At 70.7% G+C, this 26,080-nt stretch carries 23 protein-coding genes; 15 read left to right on the forward strand and 8 right to left on the reverse strand.

The window, feature by feature from the left end; translation table 11 throughout:
* Nucleotides 1–157 precede the first annotated feature (157 nt).
* Nucleotides 158–850: a metal-dependent transcriptional regulator gene (locus ACFY1E_RS45000; RefSeq protein WP_030941023.1), complete on the forward strand. Its 693-nt coding sequence runs from the start codon at nucleotides 158–160 to the stop codon at nucleotides 848–850.
* A gap of 590 nt (nucleotides 851–1,440) precedes the next feature.
* Nucleotides 1,441–2,313 carry an alpha/beta fold hydrolase gene (locus ACFY1E_RS45005; RefSeq protein WP_389087626.1) on the forward strand — a complete coding sequence of 291 codons (873 nt, stop codon included), beginning with the start codon at nucleotides 1,441–1,443 and terminating at the stop codon, nucleotides 2,311–2,313.
* A gap of 121 nt (nucleotides 2,314–2,434) precedes the next feature.
* Here ACFY1E_RS45005 and ACFY1E_RS45010 read toward each other — a convergent pair whose 3' ends face one another.
* The 3 genes from ACFY1E_RS45010 to ACFY1E_RS45020 all read right to left on the reverse strand — a co-directional run bounded on the left by ACFY1E_RS45010 (nucleotide 2,435) and on the right by ACFY1E_RS45020 (nucleotide 5,561).
* On the reverse strand, nucleotides 2,435–4,030 hold the full coding sequence (locus tag ACFY1E_RS45010; protein ID WP_389087629.1) for a transporter: 1,596 nt from the start codon (nucleotides 4,028–4,030) through the stop codon (nucleotides 2,435–2,437).
* Complete coding sequence (locus ACFY1E_RS45015; RefSeq protein ID WP_389087631.1) at nucleotides 4,027–4,800, reverse strand: ABC transporter ATP-binding protein; 774 nt, start codon at nucleotides 4,798–4,800, stop codon at nucleotides 4,027–4,029. Before ACFY1E_RS45015 ends, ACFY1E_RS45010 begins: the two co-directional genes overlap by 4 nt.
* A gap of 107 nt (nucleotides 4,801–4,907) precedes the next feature.
* Nucleotides 4,908–5,561: a bifunctional DNA primase/polymerase gene (locus ACFY1E_RS45020; protein ID WP_389087634.1), complete on the reverse strand. Its 654-nt coding sequence runs from the start codon at nucleotides 5,559–5,561 to the stop codon at nucleotides 4,908–4,910.
* A gap of 266 nt (nucleotides 5,562–5,827) precedes the next feature.
* Here ACFY1E_RS45020 and ACFY1E_RS45025 point away from each other — a divergent pair, with 266 nt between their 5' ends.
* Entirely contained in the window at nucleotides 5,828–7,213 is a 1,386-nt protein-coding gene (locus tag ACFY1E_RS45025; protein ID WP_389087636.1) for a transcriptional regulator, read from the forward strand.
* A gap of 199 nt (nucleotides 7,214–7,412) precedes the next feature.
* Nucleotides 7,413–9,062, forward strand: a complete 1,650-nt coding sequence (locus ACFY1E_RS45030; RefSeq protein WP_389087638.1) for a hypothetical protein — start codon at nucleotides 7,413–7,415, stop codon at nucleotides 9,060–9,062.
* 22 nt (nucleotides 9,063–9,084) lie between these two features.
* Here the strand turns inward: ACFY1E_RS45030 and ACFY1E_RS45035 are convergent, their stop codons facing one another.
* Nucleotides 9,085–10,392 (reverse strand): ABC transporter substrate-binding protein, encoded by a 1,308-nt coding sequence (locus ACFY1E_RS45035; RefSeq protein WP_389087640.1) that lies wholly within the window; start codon nucleotides 10,390–10,392, stop codon nucleotides 9,085–9,087.
* Between the two features lie 117 nt (nucleotides 10,393–10,509).
* On the opposite strand from ACFY1E_RS45035, the gene ACFY1E_RS45040 reads away from it, so the two are divergent.
* Nucleotides 10,510–11,010, forward strand: a complete 501-nt coding sequence (locus ACFY1E_RS45040; protein ID WP_115907499.1) for a hypothetical protein — start codon at nucleotides 10,510–10,512, stop codon at nucleotides 11,008–11,010.
* A 46-nt stretch (nucleotides 11,011–11,056) separates the two neighbouring features.
* Nucleotides 11,057–11,938, forward strand: coding sequence for a formyltetrahydrofolate deformylase (gene purU / locus ACFY1E_RS45045; RefSeq protein WP_389087642.1), 882 nt, complete (start codon nucleotides 11,057–11,059; stop codon nucleotides 11,936–11,938).
* Nucleotides 11,939–12,055: 117 nt separating this feature from the next.
* On the opposite strand, the gene ACFY1E_RS45050 is transcribed toward purU, so the two are convergent.
* A complete protein-coding gene (locus ACFY1E_RS45050) occupies nucleotides 12,056–13,504 on the reverse strand; it encodes a maleylpyruvate isomerase N-terminal domain-containing protein (protein ID WP_389087645.1) in 1,449 nt (482 codons plus the stop codon).
* A complete protein-coding gene (locus ACFY1E_RS45055; protein ID WP_389087647.1) occupies nucleotides 13,501–14,082 on the reverse strand; it encodes a sigma-70 family RNA polymerase sigma factor in 582 nt (193 codons plus the stop codon). Before ACFY1E_RS45055 ends, ACFY1E_RS45050 begins: the two co-directional genes overlap by 4 nt.
* 305 nt (nucleotides 14,083–14,387) lie before the next feature.
* Here ACFY1E_RS45055 and ACFY1E_RS45060 point away from each other — a divergent pair, with 305 nt between their 5' ends.
* Complete coding sequence (locus tag ACFY1E_RS45060) at nucleotides 14,388–14,768, forward strand: STAS domain-containing protein (RefSeq protein WP_389087675.1); 381 nt, start codon at nucleotides 14,388–14,390, stop codon at nucleotides 14,766–14,768.
* Nucleotides 14,769–14,937: 169 nt separating this feature from the next.
* Nucleotides 14,938–15,450 (forward strand): EF-hand domain-containing protein, encoded by a 513-nt coding sequence (locus ACFY1E_RS45065; protein ID WP_389087649.1) that lies wholly within the window; start codon nucleotides 14,938–14,940, stop codon nucleotides 15,448–15,450.
* Here ACFY1E_RS45065 and ACFY1E_RS45070 read toward each other — a convergent pair.
* Nucleotides 15,429–16,946: a class I adenylate-forming enzyme family protein gene (locus ACFY1E_RS45070; RefSeq protein WP_389087651.1), complete on the reverse strand. Its 1,518-nt coding sequence runs from the start codon at nucleotides 16,944–16,946 to the stop codon at nucleotides 15,429–15,431. The genes ACFY1E_RS45065 and ACFY1E_RS45070 overlap by 22 nt on opposite strands.
* Nucleotides 16,947–17,116: 170 nt before the next feature.
* Between ACFY1E_RS45070 and ACFY1E_RS45075 the strand changes: the two genes are divergently transcribed.
* The 4 genes from ACFY1E_RS45075 (at nucleotide 17,117) to ACFY1E_RS45090 (ending at nucleotide 21,301) form a co-directional block, all read left to right on the forward strand.
* Complete coding sequence (locus ACFY1E_RS45075; protein ID WP_389087653.1) at nucleotides 17,117–18,310, forward strand: amidohydrolase family protein; 1,194 nt, start codon at nucleotides 17,117–17,119, stop codon at nucleotides 18,308–18,310.
* Nucleotides 18,310–19,443 (forward strand): acyl-CoA dehydrogenase family protein, encoded by a 1,134-nt coding sequence (locus ACFY1E_RS45080; RefSeq protein WP_389087656.1) that lies wholly within the window; start codon nucleotides 18,310–18,312, stop codon nucleotides 19,441–19,443. The genes ACFY1E_RS45075 and ACFY1E_RS45080 overlap by 1 nt, the downstream gene beginning before the upstream one ends.
* Nucleotides 19,444–19,446: 3 nt before the next feature.
* Nucleotides 19,447–20,352 carry an acyl-CoA dehydrogenase family protein gene (locus ACFY1E_RS45085; protein ID WP_389087658.1) on the forward strand — a complete coding sequence of 302 codons (906 nt, stop codon included), beginning with the start codon at nucleotides 19,447–19,449 and terminating at the stop codon, nucleotides 20,350–20,352.
* Between the two features lie 487 nt (nucleotides 20,353–20,839).
* A complete protein-coding gene (locus ACFY1E_RS45090) occupies nucleotides 20,840–21,301 on the forward strand; it encodes an ATP-binding protein (RefSeq protein WP_389087661.1) in 462 nt (153 codons plus the stop codon).
* Between the two features lie 401 nt (nucleotides 21,302–21,702).
* Here ACFY1E_RS45090 and ACFY1E_RS45095 read toward each other — a convergent pair whose 3' ends face one another.
* Nucleotides 21,703–22,629 (reverse strand): cyclase family protein, encoded by a 927-nt coding sequence (locus ACFY1E_RS45095; protein WP_389087663.1) that lies wholly within the window; start codon nucleotides 22,627–22,629, stop codon nucleotides 21,703–21,705.
* 84 nt (nucleotides 22,630–22,713) lie between these two features.
* Here ACFY1E_RS45095 and ACFY1E_RS45100 point away from each other — a divergent pair, with 84 nt between their 5' ends.
* From ACFY1E_RS45100 to ACFY1E_RS45110, 3 genes are all read left to right on the forward strand, one after another.
* Entirely contained in the window at nucleotides 22,714–23,625 is a 912-nt protein-coding gene (locus tag ACFY1E_RS45100; RefSeq protein ID WP_389087666.1) for an SDR family NAD(P)-dependent oxidoreductase, read from the forward strand.
* Between the two features lie 109 nt (nucleotides 23,626–23,734).
* Complete coding sequence (locus ACFY1E_RS45105) at nucleotides 23,735–24,883, forward strand: acyl-CoA dehydrogenase family protein (protein ID WP_389087668.1); 1,149 nt, start codon at nucleotides 23,735–23,737, stop codon at nucleotides 24,881–24,883.
* Nucleotides 24,883–25,932, forward strand: a complete 1,050-nt coding sequence (locus ACFY1E_RS45110) for a Zn-dependent alcohol dehydrogenase (RefSeq protein WP_389087670.1) — start codon at nucleotides 24,883–24,885, stop codon at nucleotides 25,930–25,932. Before ACFY1E_RS45105 ends, ACFY1E_RS45110 begins: the two co-directional genes overlap by 1 nt.
* Nucleotides 25,933–26,080 lie beyond the last annotated feature (148 nt).

The raw sequence follows: 26,080 nt of genomic DNA on the forward strand, positions 1-26,080 counted from the left end.
AGTGCCGTGTCAATACGGTGGGTGAGTGCCCGCTCGTAACGCCGTGGTTTCAGCGGCGAGGCACGGTTGTCAGTGGTATGCGTCAGAATTGGATCCAGGGCCAGCGCACACGCCGGGAAGCTGTCGTGCTTCCGGCAGATCTCATCGAGGGGCACGTATGTCCGGACTGATCGACACCACGGAGATGTATCTCCGCACCATCCTCGAGCTGGAGGAGGAAGGTGTGGTCCCCATGCGCGCCCGGATCGCCGAGCGGCTGGACCAGAGCGGGCCGACCGTCAGCCAGACGGTGGCGCGGATGGAGCGGGACGGTCTCGTGTCCGTGGCGACGGACCGCCATCTGGAGCTGACGGACGAGGGCCGTCGCCTCGCCACGCGCGTGATGCGCAAGCACCGGCTCGCCGAGTGTCTGCTGGTCGATGTGATCGGTCTGGAGTGGGAGCAGGTGCACGCGGAGGCGTGTCGCTGGGAGCACGTGATGAGTGAGGCCGTGGAGCGGCGCGTGCTGGAGCTGCTGCGGCACCCGACCGAGTCGCCGTACGGCAACCCGATTCCGGGCCTTGAGGAGCTGGGCGAGAAGGACGGCGCGGACCCGTTCCTGGACGAGGGCATGGTGTCGCTGGCGGACCTCGACCCGGGCGCCGACGGCAAGACGGTCGTGGTGCGCCGTATCGGTGAGCCGATCCAGACGGATGCGCAGCTGATGTACACGCTGCGGCGGGCGGGTGTGCAGCCCGGTTCGGTGGTGAGTGTGACGGAATCGGCGGGCGGTGTGCTGGTGGGCAGCGGTGGTGAGGCGGCCGAGCTGGAGGCGGATGTCGCCTCCCATGTGTTCGTCGCCAAGCGCTGACGCCGTCAACTTCCGTTGTTCCAGGGGTGTTTGGGGAGTCCTGCGGGCTTGTCGTCGATCTCTTTCGGCCGCCGGGATCCGGTGCGTCGAAATCGCAGCGCTCGGACGTTTCGCGTGCGAGGCTGTCGCGTGAGGCATATGACCTGAGGGGGGTCGGGAGGATGTGCCGCAGACGTGTGGAGGGCCCCGGCGCCGTGTGGCGCCGGGGCCTGTCCTCCCCTGTGCTGACCCGGAGCCCCGAGCTCTCAGGGTCATCCCCTTCGGACCGTTTTCCCCGAGCGGTCCGCCTCCCGCTGAAGATCTCCCCTCGGCGGCGGCGATCATTCCTCGGGCGAGGTCACTCGTACGAGGGGTGTTGGCCGCAGGGACCCTATTTTCGAATACCCATTCGATAGTCTTCGGTGACAGGTCACGCGGAACGTGCGCTTCAGGAGTGAGCGCACCAGCACTGAGCGCACAAGCACCGAGCGCACAACGAACTGAGCTCATACGAACAGGCAGCTGCACGGCACGGCAGGACACGGTTCACAGGACCGGCCGGCTCGAGCGGGAGCGAGCGGTCCGAGCGGAGCTAGGGGGGTGCCAGGACCATGGCGCGACGCATCGACGTGACGGGTGCGGGCGGCGTACGCCTCGCGGCCTGGGAGTTCGGCGACCCTCCCAAGGCCGACCCGGCGCAACCCGCGCCCGAGGACACACCCGGCGTGCTGTTACTGCACGGCCTGATGGGCCGCGCCTCGCACTGGGCGTCCACTGCCCGCTGGCTCTCCGGGCGGCACCGTGCCGTCGCACTCGACCAGCGCGGCCACGGCCAGAGCGACAAGCCCCCGGGGGCCTCCTTCACCCGTGAGGCGTACGTCGAGGATGCCGAGGCCGCGCTCGAGCAGCTCGGCCTCGCCCCGGCCGTCCTCATCGGCCACGCCATGGGCGCGCTGACGGCCTGGCAGCTCGCCGCCAAGCGCCCCGAACTGGTGCGGGGCCTGGTCATCTGCGATATGCGGGCCTCCGCGCTGGGTGTCGCCTCGCAGCGGGAGTGGGCCGACTGGTTCAAGGCCTGGCCCGTCCCCTTCGCCACGCTCGCCGACGTACGCAAGTGGTTCGGCGAGGACGATCCGTGGGTGGAGCGGCCGAATCCGGCGCGCGGGGAGTTCTACGCCGAGGTGATGCACGAGTCGCCCGACGGCTGGCGGCCCGTCTTCGACTACGAGCAGATGCTGCGCTCCCGGGAGACCTGGGTGTATGACGCGCACTGGGAGGAGCTTGCGCAGGTGCGGTGTCCGGCACTTGTCGTGCGCGGGGTCGACGGGGAGTTGGGGCGGGCGGAGGCCCAGGAGATGGTGCGGGTGTTGCCTCTCGGCGAGTATGCGGAGGTGGCTGATGCGGGGCATCTTGTGCACTATGACCAGCCGGCGGCTTGGCGGGCGGCCGTCGAGCCGTTCCTCGACGCGGTGTTCACCGCGTGAGGCTGGGCGGGGCGCCTGATGGCTCGGGGGTGCTGGTTGTTCGGCGGGTGCGGGTCGGTGGGGGCTTGTCGCGCAGTTCTCCGCGCCCCTGACGGGGCACGCCGGCGGCACAGACGTACCGTCAGCCTTTGCTCACCGCCGTCAGGATCTCCGGGAGGCGGGCCGCTGTTCGTGGGGCCGCCAGGCGTAGGCCTGCCAGGGTGATGCCTGCCCCGTATGCCGCGCCGGCCGGGAGCAGCAGCCAGCCCCACCGGTCGCCGTCCTTGGCCACGTTGGCCCAGATCGTGGCGACGATGACGGGGGCGGACAGCAGGGCCGCTGAGACCATGCCGCCGAAGATGGAGATCCAGGCGAGGCCGGCCTGGCCGGGGGCGACGTTCTTGTAGCCCTCCTGGGGGATGGAGTACGGGAAACGGGCGGACGTCCATGCGCCGGTCGCCAGCATCGCGCCGAGCAGCGCGAAGGACAGGCCGAGCACCTCGGGCAGGCGGGGCCAGTCGCCGAGCATCGCGGTGGTCAGGACGGTCACGAGGGTGGCGTACGGCAGGGTGATCACGAGCAGGGCGAGGGCCCGGCCGCGCAGCTCGACATAGGCGTCGTGCGTGGAGGAGATGGTCGTGGCGACCATCCAGAACGCGGAGGTGTCCTGTCCGAACTGGTTGTACATCTGGATGCCGAGCATCCCCGCGGCGAAGCACGCGAAGTAGATCGAGCCGGTGCCCTGCAGGGCATTGAACACGGGCACGATCAGACCGATGGCGAGCGAGGTCACCCAGGCCGCCTTGGTCTTCGGGTCGCGCCAGATGTAGCGCAGGCTGCGTTCCATCACCGTGCCGGTGCGGCCGGAGGGCAGCAGGCGGGCGAGGCCGCCGGTGGTCCGTTCGCGGGCGGCGGGCTCGGCGGCCTGGAGGGTGGAGCCGTCGGGTGAGGTCATCAGCCGGGTGAGATGGCGTGACCACACGGCGAGCAGCAGCGTCAACGCGGCTACGCTCAGGGCCAGTTGGAGGGCGGCGACTCCGTACGAGCCGTTGCTCACCGAGTGCACCGCGCCGATGGCCGACGCGGGCGGCACCCACTTCAGGACGTCCGCCACCGGGTCGAGTTGCGAGAGCCCGGAGGAACCCAGGTGCTGCGCCCCGAAGTTGACCAGCTGCGCCCCGATCGCGATGACCAGGCCGCTCAGTACCGCCAGGTCGCGGCCCTTGCGGCTGGTCAGCAGGCGGATGTTGGCGGCGGCGACGGCCCGCGCCAGGGCCACGCACACCAGCAGCCCGAGGACGACGGCGAGGACACCGACGGCGTAGGCCGCGCCGCCGTGCGCGACCGCGATCACCGAACCGGCCAGCAGAAGCAGCGTGAACAGCGGCCCGATGCCCACCAGCGAGGCCGCCAGCAGCGCCCGCACCAGCGGCCGGGGCCGCAGCGGCAGCATCACAAGCCGCGTCGGGTCGAGCGTCTCGTCGCCGCTCGGGAAGAACAGCGGCATCACCGCCCAGCCCAGCGCCAGCACGGCCGTCCCGAGCGTGACCACGGACAGGGCGTGCGTGTTGCCGTGCAGCGCGATCAGTCCGAGCAGCTGCAGCGCCCCGAACAGCACCACGACGACGGCCGAGACGACATAGGCGGCCCGCCGTCCGCCGGACTGCCTGAGCCCGTTGCGCAGCAGCGACAGCTTCAGCCGTACGAAGACGGGAGTGAGGTCGGCTTCGCCCGTCATCGTGCGCCGCCGCCCAGCCAGTCCAGGTTCGACCCCGTGTCGCGGCCGCCCGCGCCGACGAGTTCGAGGAACGCCTGCTGCAGCGAAGCCGCCTCCCCGCGGACCTCGGCGAGCGTGCCGTGCGCGCGGATACGGCCGGCGGCCATCACGGCCACCCAGTCGCACAGCGACTCGACGAGCTCCATGACATGGGAGGAGAAGACGACGGTGGCGCCCGACGCCGTGTACCGCTCCAGGACCCCGCGGATGGTCTGGGCGGACACCGGATCGACGCCCTCGAACGGCTCGTCGAGGAAGAGCACTTCGGGGTTGTGGAGCAGCGCGGCCGCGAGGCCGATCTTCTTGCGCATACCGGTCGAGTAGTCGACGACGAGCTTGTGCTGGGCGCCGGCCAGGTCGAGCACATCGAGAAGCTGCGTGGCCCGCTTGTCGACCTCGGTACCGGGCAGCCCCCGCAACCGCCCGCTGTACGAGAGCAGTTCACGCCCCGACAGCCGTTCGAAGAGCCGCAGCCCCTCCGGCAGCACCCCGATCCGCGCCTTCACCGCCACCGGATCCCGCCACACGTCGTGCCCGACGACCTCGACACTCCCCTGATCGGGCCGCAGCAGCCCGGTCACCATGGACAGGGTGGTCGTCTTTCCGGCCCCGTTCGGCCCGACGAGCCCGATGAACTTCCCCGCGGGCAGTTCCAGATCGATCCCGGCAACGGCAACTTGCTGCCCGAACCGCTTCCACAGTCCCTGTACGCGCACGGCGGCTGACGTCATGGATCAACCCTACGGCGCTGCAGCCGCCCGACAGGGGCGCGGGACTGTGCTGATCTGCGGCTCCGCCGCGGGGCGCGAGCAACCACATACAACCCGCTCTCGCCGGGCTACCGATCCCGCCCACACGCATAGGCGAGAGGCGAAATCAATTCCTCCGCATCCGGCAGCCACCGATTGGCGGGCGTGGGCCGACAGGCCCACTGAACGGCCCCCCGCGCCCCGTACCGGGTGGGCGGCGCAGCCACATACGCCCCCTCCCCGAGCGCAACGAGATCCAGGGACGAGGGCGACCAGCCCAACTTCCGCACCAGTTCGGGCATCTTCGCCGCCGCCCCGGGCAGCACGAAGAAGTGCATCCGGCGATCCGGCGTCAACGTCACAGGACCGAGCGTCAACTCCATGCGCTCCATGCGCGCCAGCGCGAGGAACCCCGCGGTCTCGGCGACCTCGATCGCGTCGAAGGTACGCCCCGTCGGCAGCAGGATCGACGCCGTCGGATGCTTCTGCCACATCCGGCGGGCGACGGTCGCACTGCCCGTCGCCAGCGCCTCCCAGTCGTCGTCCGCCGGATGCGCGCCGCGCGCGGCGCACGCCGTGTCGCCGCAGGAGCAGTGCCACACCCCGTCGACGGCTTCCAGCCAGGTGCCGGGGAAGACGTCCCAGTGGCGCTCCTCGGCGTAGCGGACGGCGGTCTCCTGCAGCGATTCCCCACGCTGCTTCGGAATCTGAGCGGCTTCGGGGCCGGCGATCGTCTCTTCCACGGTGAACTCAACTCCCGTACCTACCTGGAGTTACGGGGGTAGCGCGCGCGGGGGAGGAGCATTGATTCCGTATCTGGGGCGCATGGATGCACGTGTGGGGGCGCGCGGGAGGAACCTCGGCGTGAGCTGGGTAGCCACCGGTGGGGTCGGGTTCCGCCTTTACCCCGGCAATCCGCGCAAGCCTCGCATTTTAGGTCTGTCGGCGGGGCATTGATCTTCACGGCCGGATCTTTTCGCTTCAGGGAATTGTTCCCAGGGGGTACGCCATGGCCGCAAGGCCTCTCGTCGCGCGACAGCCGAACGAACGGTTGCAGGCGCTCATCCAGGAGGCGGGGTGCTCGAACGCCGGGCTCGCCCGTCGGGTCAACATGTGCGGCGCCGAGCACGGCCTCGACCTGCGCTACGACAAGACGTCCGTGGCCCGCTGGCTGCGCGGGCAGCAGCCGCGCGGGCGCGCCCCGGCGATCATCGCAGAGGCGCTGGGACGCAAGCTGGGCCGTACGGTCACGATCGACGAGATCGGCATGGCCAACGGCAAGAACCTCGCCTCGGGCGTGGGTCTCCAGTTCTCGCCGACGGTACTGGGGGCCATCGAGCAGGTCTGCGAGCTGTGGCGCAGTGACGTGGGGCGCCGGGACTTCCTGTCCGGTTCGTCCGTCGCCGCGTCCGCGCTGGTCGAGCCGAGCCGGGACTGGCTGATCTCCTCGCCCGACTCGCAGGTGTCGCGCTCGGCGGGACCACGGGTGGGACAGTCCGACGTGGCGGCCGTGCGCGCGATGACACAGGCGCTGGTGGATCTGGACCACCAGTACGGCAGCGGGCATGTGCGCCCGGTGGTCGTGCACTACCTCAACAGCGTCGTCTCGGGGCTGCTGGCGGGGTCGTACCGGGAGGCCGTCGGCCGTGATCTGTTCGCCGCGGTGGCCCGGCTGACCGAGCTCGCGGGGTACATGGCCGTCGACACCGGGCAGCCGGGCCTGGCCCAGCGCTACTACATCCAGGCGCTGAGGCTCGCGCAGGCCGCCGGGGACCGCGGCTACGGCGGGTACGTCCTCGCCGCCTCCATGAGCCATCTCGCCGCGCAGCTCGGAAACCCGCGTGAGATCGCGCAGTTGGCGCGGGCGGCGCAGGAGGGGGCGCGTGGGCGCGTGACCCCGCGCGCGGAGGCGATGTTCTACGCGGCGGAGGCGCGCGGGCATGCGTTGATGGGGGACGCGCGGGCGGCCCAGGTGGCGTCCGGGCGGGCGGTCACGGCGCTGGAGTCCGCCGATTCCGCCTCCGGAGACGACCCCGCGTGGATCACGCACTTCGACGAGGCGTATCTGGCCGACGAGTTGGCGCACTGCCACCGGGACCTCGGACAGGCCGAGGCGGCGGCACGGCGCGCGCAGGAGTCGCTGGCCGGGCTGCCCGAGACCAAGGCCCGCAGGCGGGCCATCGGGTATGTGCTGCTGGCCACCGCGCAGGTGCAGCAGCGGGAGATCGAGCAGGCCTGCAACACGGGACTGAAGGCCGTGGAGCTCCTGGAGTCCCTGCGCTCCAACCGGGGCGCCGAGTACCTGGAGGACTTCCAGCAGCGGCTGGACCCTTACCGGGACGAGCCGGTGGTGCGGGAGTTCGGAGCCCGCCTCGACCTGCAGGCGGCTGCGTGAACCTGCGGACAACGGCCGGTGGCCGTTGGGGGTCGGCCGGAGTGCGTGACAGATGCAACAGATGCAGCGGTATGCAGAGCGGTTTTGTTACTGCTGTCACAGGGAAGGAGGTTGCGCCCTGAGCTGCGTGGCACCCGGCTCGGGGGACCCGGTAGCGTGAGCCGACGATTCCGAAGGTCCCCCATTCGTAGGAGTCCCGGTGACGCAGAGTGGACAGGGCGAGGAGCCCTCGCCGCGCGAAGCGCGCGAAGGCATCGTGCTGCCCTCCGACGGCGGCGAGCCCCTGCTGCCGGGCATGCTGGGCGCCCAGGCCCCGGCCGGCCCGCAGCCCGGCCCCTACGGCGGACCGCCTGCCGGTGACCCCGCCGGGCAGCAGCCAGGCGCGTACAACGGCCCGCAGGCGGGCTCCTACGGCGGTCAGCCGTCAGGCCAGTACGGCGGACAGCAGAGCGGCCCGTACGGCGGCCCGCAGGCCCCGGCCCCACCCGGCGGCCAGGCCTGGGGCACGCCGTGGGGCCCCGACCAGCAGCAGAGTGCGGCCCCGTCGCCGGGCCAGGGCTGGCCGACACCGCCGGCCCCGGCGTGGGGGGCACCCGACCAGCAGCAGTCGCCGCCCCCGGACCAGTGGGGTGCGCACGGGTCCGGGCCGCTGCCCCCCGAGAGCACCCCGGCCCCGTCGTACGGCGGTCAGCCCGCGATGCCGCAGCCCCCGGCGAACGCACCCCTGCCGCCCGCCGCGAACGCGTATGGCGCCTCGGCTCCGGAGGCCGCCCCGCTGCCTCCCGCCGCCCCCGGTGGCGCTCCGCTTCCGCCCGCTGTGGACGAGGGGGCCACGCAGTACATACCGCCCGTTGCTGCTGCTTCCGATACCGAAGGGGCGACTCAGTACATTCCGCCCGTTGCGCCGGGAGCGTTGCCGCCCGAGGTCGGTGGGGGCGGATCGGTCTCCGAGGCGACGCAGTTCCTCGGGCATACGCCGCATGCGGCCGGGCCCGACTCGCAGGCCACCCAGTACATACCGCCCGTGACCGGGCAGGCGCCGTACGGCATGCCGCAGGGCGGGGAACGGCAGCCGCCTGCCGAGTTCGACAACCTGTTCCGCAGCGGGCCCGGTGCCGGGAGCCCCGCGCAGGCCACGCAGCAGATGCCGCGCTTCCAGCAGCCGCCGCCCCCGCAGGCCGCGTACGCCCCGCCCGGGCCCGGTGACGGCAGCAGCGGCCGCAGCCGCTCACGGGTGCCGCTCATCGCCGCGATCGGTGTCGGCATCGTCGTGCTCGGCATCGGTGCCGGCGCGCTGCTCAACGGCGGGGGCGACAGCGGCGGCAAGGACAAGAACCAGACCGTCTCCGCCACGGCCCCGGCGACCGACGGCTCCGCCTCGTCAGCCGGCGATCCGGCGAAGCAGCAGGCCGTCGCCCTGGACAAGCTGCTCGCCGACAGCGGTGGCAGCCGGGCCTCGGTGATCCGGGCGGTGGACAGTGTGAAGGGGTGCAGGGACCTCGGCCAGGCCGCCTCGGACCTGCGCGACGCGGCCAAGCAGCGCGCCGAGCTGGTCAACCGGCTGTCCGGCCTGTCCGTCGACAAGCTCCCGAACCACGCCGCGCTGACCGCCGCGCTCACCAGGGCCTGGCAGGCGTCCGCGGCGGCCGACAACCACTACGCGGCCTGGGCCGACCAGGTGGGCGGCAAGAAGGGCTGCAAGAAGGGCCAGGCCCGCCCGACCGGCCAGACCGCGGCCGGCAACCGCGAGAGCGGCACCGCCAGCCAGCAGAAGGTCAAGGCGGCCCGGCTGTGGAACGCCATCGCGGAGACATACGGTCTGAGCCGGCGCCAGCCGACCCAGCTGTGATGTGAAAGCGCGGACGTGAGCCTCAGTTCACGTCCGCGCTCTGCAGCGTCTTCGTCACGTCCACGAACCCCTTGTTCACCGCCACGAGTTGGCCCTGGCGTACCACCTGGAGCGTCACGTCGGCGTTGACCATGCGGGAGAAGCCGATGCTGGCCAGCGGGCCCTCGGAGGACCACTGCAGGGCCGGCGTCAGTCCGTCCGTGTCGACCTTCAGCCCGTCGTCGAGGGCCCTGCGCACCGTGTCGGCGGACACGTCGCCGCTGCCCAGCGACGCGACGACGGACCTGAACACCGTGTACGCGATCCATGTCGTCTGCACCCCGGTGTCCGAGGCGTCGATGCGGTTGTCGCCGAAGGCCTGCTCCTGGATCACCTTCTTCATGGCGTCCCAGCGCGGATCGCTCGACACCGGGTACCAGCCGGTGACGTAGGACCCCTCGTACGGCCCCGACTGTCCGCCGGACTCGTTGATCACCGTCTGGTCGACGCTGTCGAGCGTGGCGGCGGTCTTCACCGCGGGGTAGCCCTGGCGGTCGCGCCGGAAGGAGTCCATGAAGGTGTCGGTGCGGTCCCCGAGCGCGGGGATCACGCACCCGCTCTTCGCCGGGGTGCCGGTCGTGGCCGTCAGCGCCTGCCGCGAGGGCCCCGAGTACTCGGTGGTGTCGTCCGCCGCCCGCTGGTCGATCGCGGGACGGTGGCCGCCCGCCTTCAGGCCGGAGTCGAGCATGGCGGGCAGTTCGTCGCCCGCGATGCTGTCGGGCCGCACGAGCGCCACCGGGCCGCAGCCGTCGGCGAGTTCCTTGCCGAGACCGGCCAGCAGGGCGGGCTGGCCGCCGTTGACCGGGTAGGACATGGGGCTGGTGAACTCGGCGGTCGTGACGCCGTAGCCGCCGATGTAAGGGATGCCTGCGCCCTCCAGCTCGGGGAGGTAGGAGTCGCCGTACTGGCTGTAGGAGCCGACGACCGCGACGACGTTCTCCTTGACGGCGAGGCGGGCGCACTTCGCGGCGGCCACGCTGTCGTTGTGCTCGTTGCAGGTCAGGACCTTCAGCTTGCGGCCGTTGATGCCGCCCTGGGCGTTGATCCAGCGGGCGTAGGCCTGCGCGAAGGCCGGCATGCCGGGCTTGTTGGTCGCGCTGGTGTCCGAAGGGGCCCAGGTCATGACGGTGATCGGGCCATCCCCGGAACCCCCCGTGGTACCGGGGATGACCCCGCAACCGGCGGCGAGCGAGGCACAGGCGACCAGCGCCCCCGCCGAGAGGGCGGTGGCTCTGAGAGGCCGGGTGCGTGTGGGGAGGAAGGTGCTGCGATTGCGTCGCCTGCCGGTCATGGGCACACACGCTTCCGCCACATCGCCAACCCGGGGGTGACCTTCGGTTGTCGAACGGTGACACCGAGGTGAATTACGGGGGTCGGTAGGACGCCCGAGCGGCAGAACGTACGATCGATGACCGTGCAAGGTTCGGAGAACTCTTCCCGTCGCGGCCGTCGCTCCTCCACCATGGGCGGCATGCCACTGAACGACATGCCGTGGTGGCGCTGGCGCAGCAATGTGCGCTCCGCGCTGCACATGCTCTCCGACCCGGCGTTCCAGCAGAACGTCTGGCTGGCCGGCGTCGACGGATACGGGGACGTGACCGACGCCGTGTACCGCCTCGTCGAGGACACCTGGCTGGACAACTGGTCCGCCGAGAAGTACGTCGGCACGATATTCCGGGACTCCCAGGAGGCGGCCCTCGTCGACACCGCCGTGCTCCGGGTGCTGCGGATCATGCACCAGGTCGGGCCCGACGCGCCGGTCTCCGCATACGTCGAGAACCAGGCCTGGCCGGAAGCCGTCAGGGCGGCCCGGGACGCGCATGTGCGGATGGCTACAGCCGACGGCGAGGACCCGGACGCGCCGCCGCGCACGCTCGAGGTGCTGCGGATCATGACCAGGTCCGCGTAGCGGACTCCGGTCCGGACCGGGGCCCGTTTATGGGACCCTGTCCTGCATGAACGAGCAGTCCACCCGAGCCGCGGCGCTCGACGACCAGTACGTCCTCACGCTCTCCTGCCCCGACAAGCGGGGCATCGTGCACGCCGTGTCGAGCTATCTCTTCATGACCGGCTGCAACATCGAGGACAGCCAGCAGTTCGGCGACCACGACACGGGTCTGTTCTTCATGCGCGTCCACTTCTCCGCCGAGGAGCCGGTGACGGTGGACAAGCTGCGAGCGAGCTTCGCGGCGATCGGTGACTCCTTCCACATGGACTGGCAGATCAACCGGGCCGACGAGAAGATGCGCATCGTCCTCATGGTCAGCAAGTTCGGGCACTGCCTGAACGACCTGCTGTTCCGGACCCGGATCGGGGCGCTGCCGGTGGAGATCGCGGCGGTGGTGTCCAACCACACGGAGTTCGCCGAGCTGGTCGGCTCGTACAACGTTCCTTTCCACCACGTTCCGGTGACGAAGGACACCAAGGCGGAGGCCGAGGCGCGGCTGCTGGAGATCGTCCGTGAGGAGGGGGTCGAGCTGGTGGTGCTCGCCCGCTATATGCAGGTCCTCTCCGACGACCTGTGCAAGCAGCTCAGCGGGCGGATCATCAATATCCACCATTCGTTCCTGCCGAGCTTCAAGGGTGCGAAGCCGTATCACCAGGCTCATGCCAGGGGTGTGAAGCTGATCGGTGCGACGGCGCATTACGTGACCGCGGATCTTGACGAGGGGCCGATCATCGAGCAGGAGGTCGAGCGGGTGGGGCATGACGTCACACCGGATCAGCTCGTCGCGATCGGTCGTGACGTGGAGTGCCAGGCGCTGGCGCGGGCGGTGAAGTGGCATGCCGAGCGGCGCATTCTGCTCAACGGGCGCCGGACGGTTGTGTTCGCCTAGCAGCTCGGGGCGGCTGGTCGTCGGCTCGCGCAGTTCCCCGCGCCCCTGAAAGGGGCGCGGGGAACTGCGCGAACGGCCCCCACGCACCCGCAGCCGCCGACGAAACCGCACCGCCTCCTACATCCGGCTCAAGGCCGCTGCAGCGAACAGCACATCCCTGATCGCCTCCCGGTCACCGACCTGCCCCACCGCCGCCTCCGCCGGAGGCACATGCCCCGCTGCCAGGCGGCAGAACTCCGCGCCGTCCAGGGCCACGTGGGCCACCTCGTGCGCGGCGGAGCCGACCGCCGCCGGGGAGTCGAGGGGGATCAGCCACTCGCCGCCGCCCATCCCTTCGATCTCCAGCCGCAGGCTGCGGCCCGGCTCGCCCGCCGGGACCAGGTGCCGGTGGTGGGGAGGCGAGGCCAGGCCGGCCCGGCGGCGGGTTGCGAGCACGTCCGGCAGGACCCGCGCCGCGAGGTCGATCATGCGGTTCATATGGCGTGGGGCGGGCGGCTCGTACGGGTAGTCGACGGCCTCGGCGATGTCCTCGGCGTGCACCCAGCACTCGAAGGCCCGGTCCAGCATCGCGTCCCGCAGCGGCAACTCGAAGTCGCCGTAGGAGACGGCCGGCCGGGCCGGCCCCGAGTCGCTGATGAAGGAGGCCGTGCGGACGAGGTCATGGGTCTGATCGCGCCAGGGGGCCCGTACGGAACGGTTGGGCGGGAAGTGCGAGGCGCGCCAGTACGCCTCGGTGCGGGCCCGGGGTGTGGAGCCCGCCTCGGCGACGTCGCCGAGCGGGTCGTCCATGCCGAGGGCGACCGCGACCAGCCCGTCGACCGACAGCAGGTGGGCGATGACCCCGGCGACCGTCGTACGACGGGTCATCGGGCTCTCCGCCTCGAACCAGCGCAGCCGCACGGGCCGGTGCCACTCGGCGTCCCCGATGTCCTGCAGCAGGGCGTCGAGCCGGGCGGCCTCCGCGTCGTACGGAGCCGCCCACTCGGGCACCGGGATGCGGGGCGGCCGCCGGTCGAGGCAGCCGTCCAGGACGCGGGTGCGCAGGCCCGGGTCCAGGTCGAGGCTCTCGGGCTGGTGCAGCAGGCCGACCGCTTCACGCAGCCGCAGCGCCTCGTCGGCGCAGGAGCCGCAGTCGCCCAGGTGTTCCTCGACGGCCGCCGTCTCGTCAGGCGAGCAGGCGGCCAGCGCCCAGGCCCCGAGGAGCGACTTCAGGACGCGGTGCTCCAGGACCAACCGTGCGGGCCGCTGCGCCGTCTCGTCCAGGTCCTCCAGGGCGGGCAGCGGCCGTCCGCCGTCCTCTACGGAGGCGCGGGGCATCGGTATGCGCGGAGGCTGGTCGGGGCCCGGAGGGATGTCGTTGCCGTTGTCGTGCGCGGGTCCGCCCGGGATGCCGTACCCCTCCTGCTGCTCGGCCTCGTCCTGCTCGTCGCGTTTGTCGCTCTTGTCCTTGAAGCTGCTCTTGTCCTCGAAGTCGCCCTTGCCCGCAGTGCCGTTCCCGCCGACGGGGTCGTCCTCGCCGTCGAATCCCCCGGGCTCGAAGCGGTCCGCGCTGCCTGCGTCGCTCACACGGCACCCCCGTAACCGGGCGGTGCCCCGGGTGCGCCGGCGTCGTGGGCGGTGGCCAGGAGCTGCAGGCCCAGGCGGAGCCGGCGGCGGGCCTCGTCCTCGGTGACGCCGAGGTCGGCGGCGGTCTGGCGGTAGTCGCGGCGCTGGAAGTAGGCAAGGTCCAGGGCGGCGCGCAGCGGGGCGGGCATGGACGTGACGATGTAGTCGGCGCGGGCGGCGACCGAGGCGCGGCGCACCTTGCGCTCCAGCTCCTCGGCGGAGCCGCCGGAGCCCTGGGCCAGGGCGGCGGTCTCGGTGGTGCGCAGCCGCTGCACGGCGAGGCGGTGGGTCAGCGTGGCGACCCAGGAACGCAGCGGGCCCTGCTTGGGGTCGTAGGCCTCGGGATGTTCCCAGACGTGTGCGAAGACGTCACGCGTGATGCCGTCGGCCGCGCGCTCGTCCCCGAGGACGCGATGGGCCAGGCCGTGCACGAGGGAGGCGAAGCGGTCGTAGAGCTCGCCGAGGGCGGCCGCCTCACCGCGTGCAAGTCGCTGCTGCATCTTGCGGTCCCAGCGGGGCGGTGCGTCCTTCTTCGTCATACGGCCCCCTCACCCCTGCCCGTTCGTCGGCCCGGTCTGCGTCCATCGTCTCCTCGAATGTAGTCGGCAGCTACGACAGTGCACGTCGCTTTGTCGCAATGTGTGCAGCCGGCGTCCTGTGCCTGCCTACCCGCTCGACCTTCGATCAGACCTGATCGAACAGGATCGAAGTCGATTAAAACAAGCCTCTTCTGATCGGTTGCCGTTTCTTGCGTCGTGTTTCAGGGAACGGCCGCTGGGCAGCCGCGCTGCAAGGAAGCGTAGGGATGGCTTCCGTTTTGCGGGGACTCCGGCGAGCGAAGGGCATGGTGGTGGCGTTCTATGTGACCGGCGGCGAGCAGGGCGACTGGACCGTGCTCCATGTGTCGGGCGAGCTGGACCTGGTGACGTCGCCGGTGCTGCGTCAGCGGGTGCACGACGTGGTGGCCGACGGCCGCCACGGCCTCGTCCTCGACCTCTCCGAGGTCTTCTTCTGCGATTCCAGCGGCGTCGGCGTGCTCATCGCCGCCCGCCGCCTCATCCGCTCCTGCCAGGGCACCCTGCGTCTGATCCTCCCGGCGCAGGGCGCGGTCGAGGGCTCACACGTCAACCGTGTCCTGGGCGCCCTGGGCGTGCGCCGATTGTTCGACGTGTACGCCGACGTGGCGTCGGCGGTCGCGGAAGAGGCCGATCCGCTTTCGGCCTGACCTGGGCCAGAGCTGTGCAAGGGGTCGCAGCTCAGCTCCATGTGCCACACAGTTGTCCCGAAATTCCCCCGGTCTTGGCACAAGCGCCGCTTTCCCGCGCCCGGACGGTCTCCCGCGTCGTACGCTCCGACGAGATGCACCCGAGATGACGTAAGGCGGCCCGAAAGACATGGTCAGCAGCGAGTACGAGCGCAGGATCGCCGCCCGGTTCGCCACCTTCGACCAGGACGGCAACGGCTTCATCGACCGCGAGGACTTCAGCGGAGCGGCCAAGGCGCTGCTCGCCGAGTTCGGTGTCGCGGCCCGCTCCGACAAGGGCCAGGCGCTGTACGGCGGAGCCGAGGCCTTCTGGCAGGGCATGGCCGGGATAGCGGACCGGGACGGCGACCAGCGCATCGACCGCGAGGAGTTCGTGAACGGCGCGGTCAAGCGCCTGCGCGACAACCCCGAGCGGTTCGCCGAGATCGCCCGCCCCTTCCTGCACGCGGCCCTCGACCTCGCCGACACCGCCGGCGACGGGGCCGCCACCGTCGAGGACACCGTGCGCGTGCTGAAGATCCTGGGCGTGGACGAGGGCATCGTCCACGCTGTCGCCGCCGCGCTCGACACCGACGGCGACGGCAAGGTCGGCGAGGCGGAGATCGTCCCGGCGTTCGCCCGCTACTTCACCGTCCCCGAGTAGCGCTCCCGCAGCTGGTACTTGAGCACCTTCCGCAGCGTCTCGTTGCGCGGCAGGGCGTCCACCACCTCCAGCTGCTCCGGCAGCTTGTGCACCGACAGCCCTTCCGCGCGCAGGTACGACGTGACCGCGTCCAGGGTCAACTCACCGGCGCCTTGCGGCTGTGCCCCCACCTCGATCACCGCGCACACCCGCTCCCCGCGCTCGGCGTCCGGCAGCCCGATCACCGCGACGTCCCCGACGGCCGGATGGGCGGCCAGCAGGTCCTCGATCTCCTTCGCCGAGATGTTCTCCCCCTTGCGGATGATCACGTCCTTGAGCCGCCCGGTGAGGACGAGATGTCCGCTGTCCGTGACGAACCCCAGGTCGCCGGTGCGCAGAAACCCCTCCTCGTCGAAGGCCTCCGCCGTCTGCGCCGGGTCCAGATACCCCTGGCACACGGCCTCCCCGCGCAGCCGCACCTCGCCGTCCACGATCCGTATCTCCATCCCCTCCGGCGGCCGTCCCTCCGTCGTCGCCAGGTTCTCCGCGGTGTCGTCCGGCGCCCCCATGGTGATCATCGGCACCTCGGTCATGCCGTACCCGTGAGTGAGCTGCACCCCCATCTCCCGTACGACGGAGTGGTACACCTCCGGCGGCTTCGGCGCCCCGCCGCCCGCGAGCAGCCGTAGCGAAGGAATGACCTTCTGCCCGGGCTGCTTGCGCTGTTCCGCGAGGAACATCGAGTAGAACGCCGTGGACCCGCCCGCCACCGTCACCCCGTGCCTGCGGTACTCCTCCAGCGCGTCCGGCAGCGCGAACTGCTCGAACATCACCGCCGGGAAGCCGTACAGCAGCAGCATCACCGTGTAATCGGGCCCCGCGATATGGGCGTACGGGAAGGCCATCGAGCCCACGTCGTCTGCCGACAGCCGCAGCGCGTGCGCGAGACACGAGCCGCCCGCGATCAGCGAACGGTCCGTGTGCAGCACGCCCTTCGGGTCGGAGGTCGTCCCCGAGGTCCAGTAGATCCAGCGCACGGAGGTGCCCTCGGAGGGCGGCGGGGGCAGCACCCCCGGATCACCGTCCGGCAGCACGTCGTACGCCTCGAAGACCCCCTTCGCGCCGAGCCGTCGCACCATCCCGGTGTGGTCGAAGCCCCGCCACTCACCGGGTACGGCGAAGAACTCGGCCCTCGACTCCCGCAGCGCGAAGCCGACCTCGCGGTCCCGGTAGAACGGGATGACCGGAGTCTGTACGGCGCCCAGGCGGGCCAGCGCGAAGGACAGCAGGGCGGTCTCGATCCGGGTGGGCAGCTGCCAGGCGACCACCGTGCCGGGACGTACGCCCATGTCGTACAGACCGGCCGCGACGCGTTCGGCACGCGCGCGCAGCTCGCCGAAACTCAGCGTGCGGTCGTCCTGGAGGAGGACGGGCCGGTCGGGGGTGAGGTCGGCGCGGCGGGCGACCAGGTCCCAGAGGGTGCGGGATGCGCTCAGTGCGTGGGCGGTGTCGTTCACGGCGGCCCCCTCGTGGAGCGGACACGGAGCTGATGTCGAACTGACGGGCAGTCAGATCGTGCGCAGAGCGTAGGGCTCGGCGCCTTGTCGGTCCAGAGGCGCGCGACTAGCCTGCTGGATGAAGAGAATCTGACGGTCCATCAGATAACTGAGTGCCCAGTGGGGGATCCATGACCGAACTGCCCCGCATCATCAGCGTCGACGACCATGTGATCGAGCCCGCACACCTCTTCGAGACCTGGCTGCCGCAGAAGTACCGCGACCGGGGCCCGCAGCCCCTCACCGCCGGGATCGGCGAGCTCGCCTACGTCGGTGGGAAGTACCGGATCACGATGGACCCGGAGGGCCAGCCGACCGACTGGTGGATCTACGAGGACCTGAAGTTCCCCTACAAGCGCAATATCGCCGCCGTCGGCTTCGACCGCGACGAGATGACCCTGGAGGGCATCACCCGGGAGGAGATGCGGCGCGGCTGCTGGGACCCCAAGGCCCGCCTCGAGGACATGGACCTCAACCATGTCGAGGCCAGCCTCTGCTTCCCGTCCTTCCCGCGCTTCTGCGGGCAGACCTTCGCCGAGGCGCACGACAAGGAGGTCGCGCTGGCCTGTGTGCGCGCCTACAACGACTGGATGGTCGAGGAGTGGTGCGGCGACAGCGGCGGCCGGCTCATCCCGCTCTGCCTGATCCCGCTGTGGGACGTCGACCTGGCGGTCGCGGAGATCCGGCGCAACGCCGCGCGCGGGGTGAAGGCGGTGACCTTCTCCGAGATCCCCACCTACCTCGGCCTGCCCTCCATCCACTCCGGCTACTGGGACCCGTTCTTCGCGGTCTGCCAGGAGACCGGGACGGTCGTCAACATGCACATCGGCAGCAGCTCCCAGATGCCCGCCGCCTCCCCCGACGCACCCCCCGCCGTACAGGCCTCGCTGAGCTTCAACAACGCCATGGCCTCGATGATGGACTACCTGTTCAGCGGGGTGCTGGTGAAGTTCCCGCGGCTCAAGCTCGCCTACTCCGAGGGCCAGATGGGCTGGATCCCGTACGCCCTGGAACGCGCCGACGACGTCTGGGAGGAACACCGGGCCTGGGGAGGCGTGCGCGACCTGATCCCGGAGCCCCCGTCGACGTACTACTACCGGCAGATGTTCTGCTGCTTCTTCCGCGACAAGCACGGGGTGGCCTCGCTGGACGTGGTGGGCCGGGACAACGCCACCTTCGAGACCGACTACCCGCACGTCGACTCGACCTTCCCGCACACCAAGGAAGTCGCCCTCGACCATGTGAAGGGCCTCGACGACGAGACGGTCTACAAGCTGATGCGCGGCAACGCCATCCGCATGCTCGACCTGGACCTCGACCGCTGATGGACCTGTCGTACACGCCCGAGGAGGAGGAGTTCCGGGCGCGGCTGCGGGAGTGGCTCGGCAAGGTGCTGCCGACGCTGCCGACGAAGCCCTCCCCGGAGGACTGGCCCGGGCGCAGGGCGTACGACCTCGGGTGGCAGCGGATGCTGTACGACGCCGGATACGCCGACGTCCACTGGGACGCCTCCCCGACCACCCGGCTGATCTTCCTGGAGGAGACCGAGAAGGCGGGCGCGCCCTATGTGGGCGCGAACTTCGTCGGACTGCTGCACGCCGGGCCGACCATCGCCGCCGAGGGGACCGACGAGCAGCGGGCGCGCTGGCTGCCGCCGATCCTGCGCGGCGAGGAGGTCTGGTGCCAGGGATTCAGCGAACCGGACGCCGGCTCCGACCTCGCGGCACTGCGCACGCGCGCGTGCAGGGACGGCGACGAGTACGTGGTGAGCGGGTCCAAGATCTGGACCTCGCACGCCGAAGTGGCCGACTGGTGCGAGCTGTTGGTCCGCACGGATCCGGCGGCACCCAAGCATCGCGGGATCAGCTGGCTGGCCATGCCCATGTCCTTGCCGGGCGTCACGGTACGGCCGCTGCGGACCCTGGCCGGGTCGGCGGAGTTCGCGGAGGTGTTCCTCGACGACGTACGGGTGCCGGTGGCGAACCGGGTCGGGGAGGAGAACGACGGCTGGCGCGTGACCATGGTGACGCTGTCGTTCGAGCGCGGTACGGCGTTCGTGGGCGAGGTGGTGGCCTGCCGGCGGGTGCTGGGCGAACTCGCCGCCGAGGCACGGCGGCGCGGGCGCTGGGACGATCCGGCGCTCCGGCGCCGCCTCGGGAGGCTCAATGCGGAGTTCCGAGGGCTGTGGCGGCTGATCCAGTGGAACGTGAGCGAGGCGGAGGCCTCCGGCGGGGTTCCCGGGGTGGGGGGTTCGGTTTTCAAACTGCGGTATTCGCATGCGCGGCAGGAGTTGTACGACGCCGCGGCGGACGTCCTCGGGGAGGACGCGCTCGATCTCGATCGGCCGTGGGTGGCGGATCGGTTGTCGTCGCTGGCGTACACCATTGCGGCCGGGACTTCGCAGATTCAGCGGAACATCGTGGCCGAGCGGATTCTTGGGTTGCCGAAGGGGCGGTGAGGCGTGCGTTTTCAATTGACCGTGGAGCAACGGGCCTTGCAGGCCGCTGTGCGGGATGTGATTGGTCGTCGGTCGTCTGCGGGTGGGTGGGGGTTGGTCGCGCAGTTCCCCGCGCCCCTAGACGGCACTCCAGGACCCGGCGCTTACCAGCCCCGTCTCGACCGGGTGCTGTGGCGCACTCTCGGAGAGCTGGGCATTTTCTCGCTACGACTGCCCGAAGTGGAGGGAGGCGCCGGACTCGGGTTGCCAGAGGCCGCGTTGGCGTTCGAAGAGGCCGGGCGGGCTTTGATGCCCGGGCCGCTGGTTGCCACGCATCTCGCGGCCGGGGAAGTGCCCGGTGCCGCCACGGGGGAGGTCGTCGTCGCCGCTGCGGACGGCAGGATCGTGGAGTGGCTGGACGAGGCCGATGTCGTGCGGCGCGGGGCCGAGGGGGCCGTACCGCTACGGTCGGTCGACCCGCTGACACCCCTGCACCGGGTGCCCGCGCCGGCCCCCTCCGATCCCGTCGCAGACCTGCTCACCGCCGCCGAGCAGCTCGGTACGGCCACGCGTGTGTGCGAGTTGGCCGTGCAACACGCCCGGACGCGTGAGCAGTTCGGGCAGCCGATCGGGGCCTTCCAAGCGGTCAAGCATCTGTGTGCGCAGATGCTGGTGCGCGCCGAAGTGGCACGCGCCGCCGTCTGTGCGGCCGCCGTCACCGCCGACCGCAGCGACATCGCAGCGGCCCGGCTGCTCGCCGACGAGGCCGCCGTGCGCGGCGCCCGCGACTGCCTTCAGGTGCACGGCGGCATGGGCTTCACCTGGGACTCCGAGGTGCATCTGCATCTGAAGCGGGCATGGGTGCGGGCACAACGTGGCGGCAGCGTCACGGAGAGTGAGGAACTGCTCGCGGCCGATCTGGTGGCCTGAACGGCGCCGGCCTGGGATGTCACGGAAGTCGCGCTCGCAGTTGTCGCGGATTGTGGCATACCGGAATTACGGAGCGTTGATATCGGGTTGTGTCCTACGCGTGACCCGTCACGTCCTGGAGTCGGCGTCCCGCTCCGGTACCTTCTGTGGGATGCGAGAGGCCGCGAGCATGAGCCGTACCGGTGTTACCCCCGGGGTGATGCCGGAACTGGCCTGTTCGAGTCCCCGCAGTGAGCGTCGCACAGTATGCCGCACGGGTACTCCTTCGCGCTGGAATATGCCCGAAGCGCTTGTTGGCGTGACTGTACGTCAACCATGCTGTCTCTTAAGGGATTCACGTTCCGTGACCCTTGCTCTGGGCTCTGCACTGGCCATTGTTCTGGTCATGCAGAAAATGGCTACGATCGTGGCCCTCGTTGCGGCGCGCGCGTGGCGCGAGGTCATGTGTCCGCCGGTTCGGATGGTGTGAGCGGTGCAGGTGCTTCAGGTGCAGCTGGAAGTCCGGCCCGACCCCGCTGAGGTGGGGCGAGCCCGGCGGTGGGCGCGTTCCCGCCTCGCCGGGTCCGGGATAGAGGCCGACGAGCCGCTCGCCGAGACGCTGATCCTGCTCGTCTCCGAACTGGTCACCAATGCCGTGGTGCACACCGGCTGTCCGGCCGTGCTGCGGCTCTCCCTGCCCGGTGTGGCCGCCGAATCGGCCACCGTTCGCCTCGAGGTGGCCGACACCAGCGACCGGGCCCCCGTGCCCCGGTGCGCCGACGGTGACGCGACCGGCGGCCGTGGCCTCGCCCTCGTCGACGGTCTCGCCGACCGCTGGGGCTGGAGCCCCGAGGGCGCGGGCAAGCGCATCTGGTGCGAACTCGACCGCTGTGCACAGACCCGGCAGGCCGCACAGGCCTGTGTGGGCGGCGCAACGGCGTACGAGGGGCTGGCGTTCGAGGCGGTGTGACCGGCGCACGGGTGCGGAGGATCCGCCGGCTCGGGTGCACGGTCGCAGAAACCGCTCTCACGCCCTGGTCGGCTGCGGCGATGCGCCGGGATGTGCTTCTGTGCGCGCCCACGACAAATTGGGCTTAAGTAATAAATCCCCGTACGGGTGTTGACGCATCGTGTCCGTTTGATCACGCTTGTGGTCAGCGATTCGCCGTGAGGGGACGACGAGGGCTTCGGTGACGGGAGCCCTCGACGAGTGCGGATCGTGATTCGGCGTCGGCTCCCTCAGGGCCAGGAGGAGCCGATGGGGGTCCCCCCGCTCGAGCGAGGTCGAGAGTGGGGGGGGTGCGCCGAGTCGGTCGGCGGCGCGTGGTGCCGTGCTCGGGGCGGGAGCACCGCGCCGCCGGTCGACGAACCTCACAGGAGGGCGACGGGGGCCACCGGAGTCCCTGTCGCGCCGACGAAGGGCTCGGGCATCGCCGACAGCAGGAACGTGTATCTGCCAGCTTCTCCACAGGCTGTGGACAACTCTTCGAGATTCCAGTTCTGGCCCTGCAGCATGCCCATCTCCACGAGGTCGAGCGCGTGTACGGGCAGCCACAGGTCCTCGATCTCGGGCGGGAAGATCTCGAACGTGAGGGTGTCGTTCGCGACGGCGGCCACGTCGCGCGCGTGGAACCACTCCGGGGTGCGGATCGACAGACCCGGGGAGGGGTAGCCGTACGCGTGCCGGTCCCCGGCGAGACAGACCTGGATCTGCCCGGTGCGTACGAGCACGATGTCGCCGGCGCGCACGCGCGTACCGGCCATCTCCTCGGCGGCCTCCAGGTCTTCGGGGGTGACCGCGTGCCCGCCCTCCAGCCGGTCGACGCCACGCGCGCGTGCCACATCCAGCAGCACCCCGCGCGAGACGACGTGCCGCGCCTTGTCGATACCGCTGAACTCGGCGCCGCCGTGCGCGGTGACGGTGCCGGCCGGGCGGCCGTTGTAGAGCCGGCCCGAGTGCGAGACATGGGGCAGTGCGTCCCAGTGGGTGGCGGCCTGCAGCCCCATGGTCACGGCGTCGTCGCTGCACGCCACCGATCCGGGTCCGAACAGCTCCTGGTTGATCTGCACCATCGCGTGCAGCGGATTGACCCGCCCCGGGATCATCCCGGTCTGCACGCCGTCCTGCTGCAGGGGCAGTGCGAGGGGGATGCGGCGGCCCGTGCGGACGGTCGCGGCGGCCTCGCGCACGACCTCGTCGGTGATCAGGTTGAGGGTGCCGATCTCGTCGTCGGCGCCCCAACGGCCCCAGTTGTTCACGCGCTTGGCGATCTCGTCGAACTCCGCGGGCATCGACATCGGCTCTCCCCGGGGCTTGTCTCCAGGTATCTGACGGGTCATAAAATCTAACGGTCCGTCAGAAACCGCGGGAAGGGGCCGGACGTGGGGAACTTCTTGGCAGGCAAGGTCGTCGCCGTGACGGGCGCCGGACGGGGCATCGGCCGTGCGGTGGCGCTGGCCGCGGCGGCCGAGGGCGCGAAGGTCGTCGTCAACGACTACGGGGTCGCCGTCGACGGCGCTTCACCCACCAGCGCGGTCGCCGAGAGCGTCGTCAAGGAGATCGAGGCGGCGGGCGGGGACGCCGTAGCGGTGGCCGACGACGTGTCCACGATGGCCGGCGGGCAGCGGGTGGTCGACGTCGCTCTCTCGTCGTACGGGCGGCTCGACGGTGTGGTCTGCGTTGCCGGGATCCTGCGTGAGCGAATGCTGTTCAACATGTCCGAGGAGGAGTGGGACCCGGTGGTCGCCACTCACTTGAAGGGCACGTTCACTGTGTTTCGGGCAGCTTCTGCGGTCATGCGGCAGCAGCGGGCGGGGACGTTGATCGGGTTCACCAGCGGGAACCATCAGGGGTCGGTTTCGCAGGCCAATTACAGCGCCGCGAAGGGCGGGGTCATCTCGCTGGTGCGGAGCGCTGCGCTGGGCCTGCACAAGTACGGGGTGAGTGCCAATGCGGTGGCGCCCGTTGCCCGTACGCGGATGTCGGCGAACGTTCCCATGGAGCTGACGGAGATCGGGGAGCCGGAGGATGTGGCTGCCCTGGTGGTGTATCTGCTGTCCGACCGGGCGAAGGAGCAGGGGATCACCGGGCAGGTGTACACGATCGCGGGGCCGAAGCTGGCGGTTTGGGCGCAGCCGCGGGAGCTGCGGTCCGCTCATGCCGAGGGTTCCTGGACTCCGGAGCGGGTTGCGGAGGTTTTGCCGGGGGCGGTGGGGGTGGATCCGATGCCGATGCTTGAGCGGTTGGCGGGGATGGAGCAAGCCGCTGCGCGGGGCGACAGGCCGAACGCCTGAGAGGTCGGGGGGCCTTGTGGTGTGGCGGGTGCGGGTTGTCTGTGGCTTGTCGCGCAGTTCCCCGCGCCCCTAGGAAGCTCAACCTGACCGGTGGCAAGAGGAGACCCCAGTGGACTTTGGGTTCAGTGCCGATGATGAGGCGTTTCGCCGGGAGGCGAAGGCGTGGCTGTCGGAGCACGCCGAGGTCGGGCAGGATCGGCGGGTCTGGGAACGCACCCTCGGCAAGGCGGGCTGGATCGGGCTCGGGTGGTCGGAGGCCGGGTACGGCAATCGGACTGCCACGCTCACCCAACAGGTCGTCTGGGCCGAGGAGTATGCGCGGTCGGGGGCGCCGCCGCGGTCGGGACACATCGGGGAGAAGTTGCTGGCGCCCACCCTGCTCGCTCATGGAACACCGGATCAGAAGAGCCGGTTCCTTCCTCCCGTCGCAGCCGGTGATGAGCTGTGGTGTCAGGGGTACAGCGAACCCGGTGCGGGTTCCGATCTGGCTGGGGTTCGTACGGCGGCCGTACGTGATGGGGCCGGCTATCGGATCACCGGGCAGAAGATCTGGACCTCGCTGGCGCACGAGGCCGACTGGTGCTTTGTGCTGGCCCGGACCGAACCCGGGTCCCGGCGGCACCACGGGCTGACCTTTCTGCTCGTCCCCATGGACCAGCCGGGGCGGATCGAGGTGCGGCCCATCCGGCAGCTGACCGGGACCAGCGACTTCAACGAGGTCTTCTTCGACGGGGCACGCGCGCGCGTGGAGCACGTCGTCGGGGGTGAAGGGGCCGGGTGGAAGGTCGCGATGAGTCTGCTCGGGTTCGAGCGGGGGGTTTCCACGCTGGCCCAGCAGATCGGATTCGCGGGGGAGTTGGGGCGGGTGGTGGGGGCTGCCGTCGAGACGGGGGCGGTCGCCGATCCCGTCGTACGGGAACGGCTGGTGCGGCAGTGGGCCGAACTGCGGGCCATGCGGTGGAACGCGCTGCGGACGCTGGGGGGTTCCGGAGACGCCGGGGCTTCCAGCGTGGCCAAGTTGTTGTGGGGCGGCTGGCATCAGCGGCTCGGGGAGCTGGCGATGCTGGTGCGCGGGGCCGCGGCGGGGGTCGGGCCGGTGGACTGGTCGTCGACGGCGCCGTACGAACTCGACTCGTTGCAGCAGTTGTTCCTCTTCTCCCGGGCCGACACGATCTACGGCGGTTCGGACCAGGTCCAGCGCACGATCATCGCCGAGCGTGTGCTCGGCCTGCCCAGGGAGCCCAAGGGGGTCTTCTGATGCGCGGTGTGGTGTTCGACGGCAAGCGGCTCGAGGTCGTGGACGACCTGGAGGTGCGGGAGCCGGGGCCGGGGGAGGTGCAGGTCGCCATCTCGGCTGCCGGGTTGTGCCACAGCGATCTGTCTGTGGTGGACGGGACCATACCTTTCCCCGTCCCTGTGGTGCTCGGGCATGAGGGAGCAGGGGTGGTGGAGGCCGTCGGCGCCGGGGTCACCCATGTGGTGGTGGGTGATCATGTCGCACTGTCCACGCTGGCCAACTGCGGTACGTGCGCGGAGTGCGACCGGGGGCGGCCGACGATGTGCCGGCAGGCGATCGGACGTCCCGGGCGGCCGTTCGTGCAAGGCGGGCGGCCGGTCTACCAGTTCGCCTCCAACTCGGCGTTCGCGGAACGGACCGTGGTGAAGGCGGTGCAGGCGGTCCGGATTCCCGAGGACATTCCTCTGCCGGCCGCCGCACTGATCGGGTGCGGGGTGCTGACGGGGGTGGGCGCCGTGCTCAACCGGGCGAGGGTGGACCGCGGGGACAGCGTGCTGGTCATCGGCACCGGCGGCATCGGGCTCAACGTCATCCAGGGCGCGCGGATCGCGGGCGCCCTGCGGATCGTCGCCGTCGACGCGAACCCGGCGAAGGAGGCGGTGGCCCGGCAGTTCGGGGCGACGCACTTCCTGACGTCGACGGACGGGGTGAAGGAGATCCTGCCCACGGGCGCCGACCACGCCTTCGAGTGCGTCGGGCGGGTGGAACTGATCCGGCAGGCCGTCGACCTGCTCGACCGGCACGGCCAGGCGGTGCTGCTCGGCGTGCCCGCGGCGACCGCGGAGGCCTCCTTCCTCGTCTCCTCCATGTACCTCGACAAGTCCATCCTGGGCTGCCGGTACGGCTCCTCGCGCCCGCAGCGTGACATCGCGCTCTACGCCGACCTGTACCGCGCAGGACGGCTGCTGCTGGACGAGCTGGTGACCGAGACCTACCCGATCGAGGACTTCGAGAAGGCGAAGGCGGACGCGGAGGCGGGGCGGGTGGCCAGGGGGGTGCTCACTTTCTGACGCCGGGCAAGCGGCGCCGAGTTGTCCACAGGCCCGTGGAAATCCGGTGGGTCGCTGATGCTCCTATTGCCCGTCAAGCGGCTTGGAGCCAGTTGCGGTAGGCGTGGGCGAGGTCGTCGTCTCGGCGGATCCCGCGTTCGAGGGTGGA

This window comes from Streptomyces sp. NPDC001604 (assembly GCF_042893475.1).
In the GTDB taxonomy this organism is placed as follows: Bacteria; Actinomycetota; Actinomycetes; order Streptomycetales; family Streptomycetaceae; genus Streptomyces.

Coding starts and splice junctions, on each gene's coding strand:
- ACFY1E_RS45025 (WP_389087636.1), top strand. CDS start 5,828: ATGGCCGCAAGGCCTCTCGTCGCGCGACAGCCGAACGAACGGTTGCAG.
- ACFY1E_RS45055 (WP_389087647.1), bottom strand. CDS start 14,082: ATGACGAAGAAGGACGCACCGCCCCGCTGGGACCGCAAGATGCAGCAG.
- purU (WP_389087642.1), top strand. CDS start 11,057: ATGAACGAGCAGTCCACCCGAGCCGCGGCGCTCGACGACCAGTACGTC.
- ACFY1E_RS45040 (WP_115907499.1), top strand. CDS start 10,510: ATGACCGTGCAAGGTTCGGAGAACTCTTCCCGTCGCGGCCGTCGCTCC.
- ACFY1E_RS45065 (WP_389087649.1), top strand. CDS start 14,938: ATGGTCAGCAGCGAGTACGAGCGCAGGATCGCCGCCCGGTTCGCCACC.
- ACFY1E_RS45080 (WP_389087656.1), top strand. CDS start 18,310: ATGGACCTGTCGTACACGCCCGAGGAGGAGGAGTTCCGGGCGCGGCTG.
- ACFY1E_RS45060 (WP_389087675.1), top strand. CDS start 14,388: ATGGTGGTGGCGTTCTATGTGACCGGCGGCGAGCAGGGCGACTGGACC.
- ACFY1E_RS45015 (WP_389087631.1), bottom strand. CDS start 4,800: ATGACGTCAGCCGCCGTGCGCGTACAGGGACTGTGGAAGCGGTTCGGG.
- ACFY1E_RS45010 (WP_389087629.1), bottom strand. CDS start 4,030: ATGACGGGCGAAGCCGACCTCACTCCCGTCTTCGTACGGCTGAAGCTG.
- ACFY1E_RS45005 (WP_389087626.1), top strand. CDS start 1,441: ATGGCGCGACGCATCGACGTGACGGGTGCGGGCGGCGTACGCCTCGCG.
- ACFY1E_RS45000 (WP_030941023.1), top strand. CDS start 158: ATGTCCGGACTGATCGACACCACGGAGATGTATCTCCGCACCATCCTC.
- ACFY1E_RS45075 (WP_389087653.1), top strand. CDS start 17,117: ATGACCGAACTGCCCCGCATCATCAGCGTCGACGACCATGTGATCGAG.
- ACFY1E_RS45095 (WP_389087663.1), bottom strand. CDS start 22,629: ATGTCGATGCCCGCGGAGTTCGACGAGATCGCCAAGCGCGTGAACAAC.
- ACFY1E_RS45110 (WP_389087670.1), top strand. CDS start 24,883: ATGCGCGGTGTGGTGTTCGACGGCAAGCGGCTCGAGGTCGTGGACGAC.
- ACFY1E_RS45035 (WP_389087640.1), bottom strand. CDS start 10,392: ATGACCGGCAGGCGACGCAATCGCAGCACCTTCCTCCCCACACGCACC.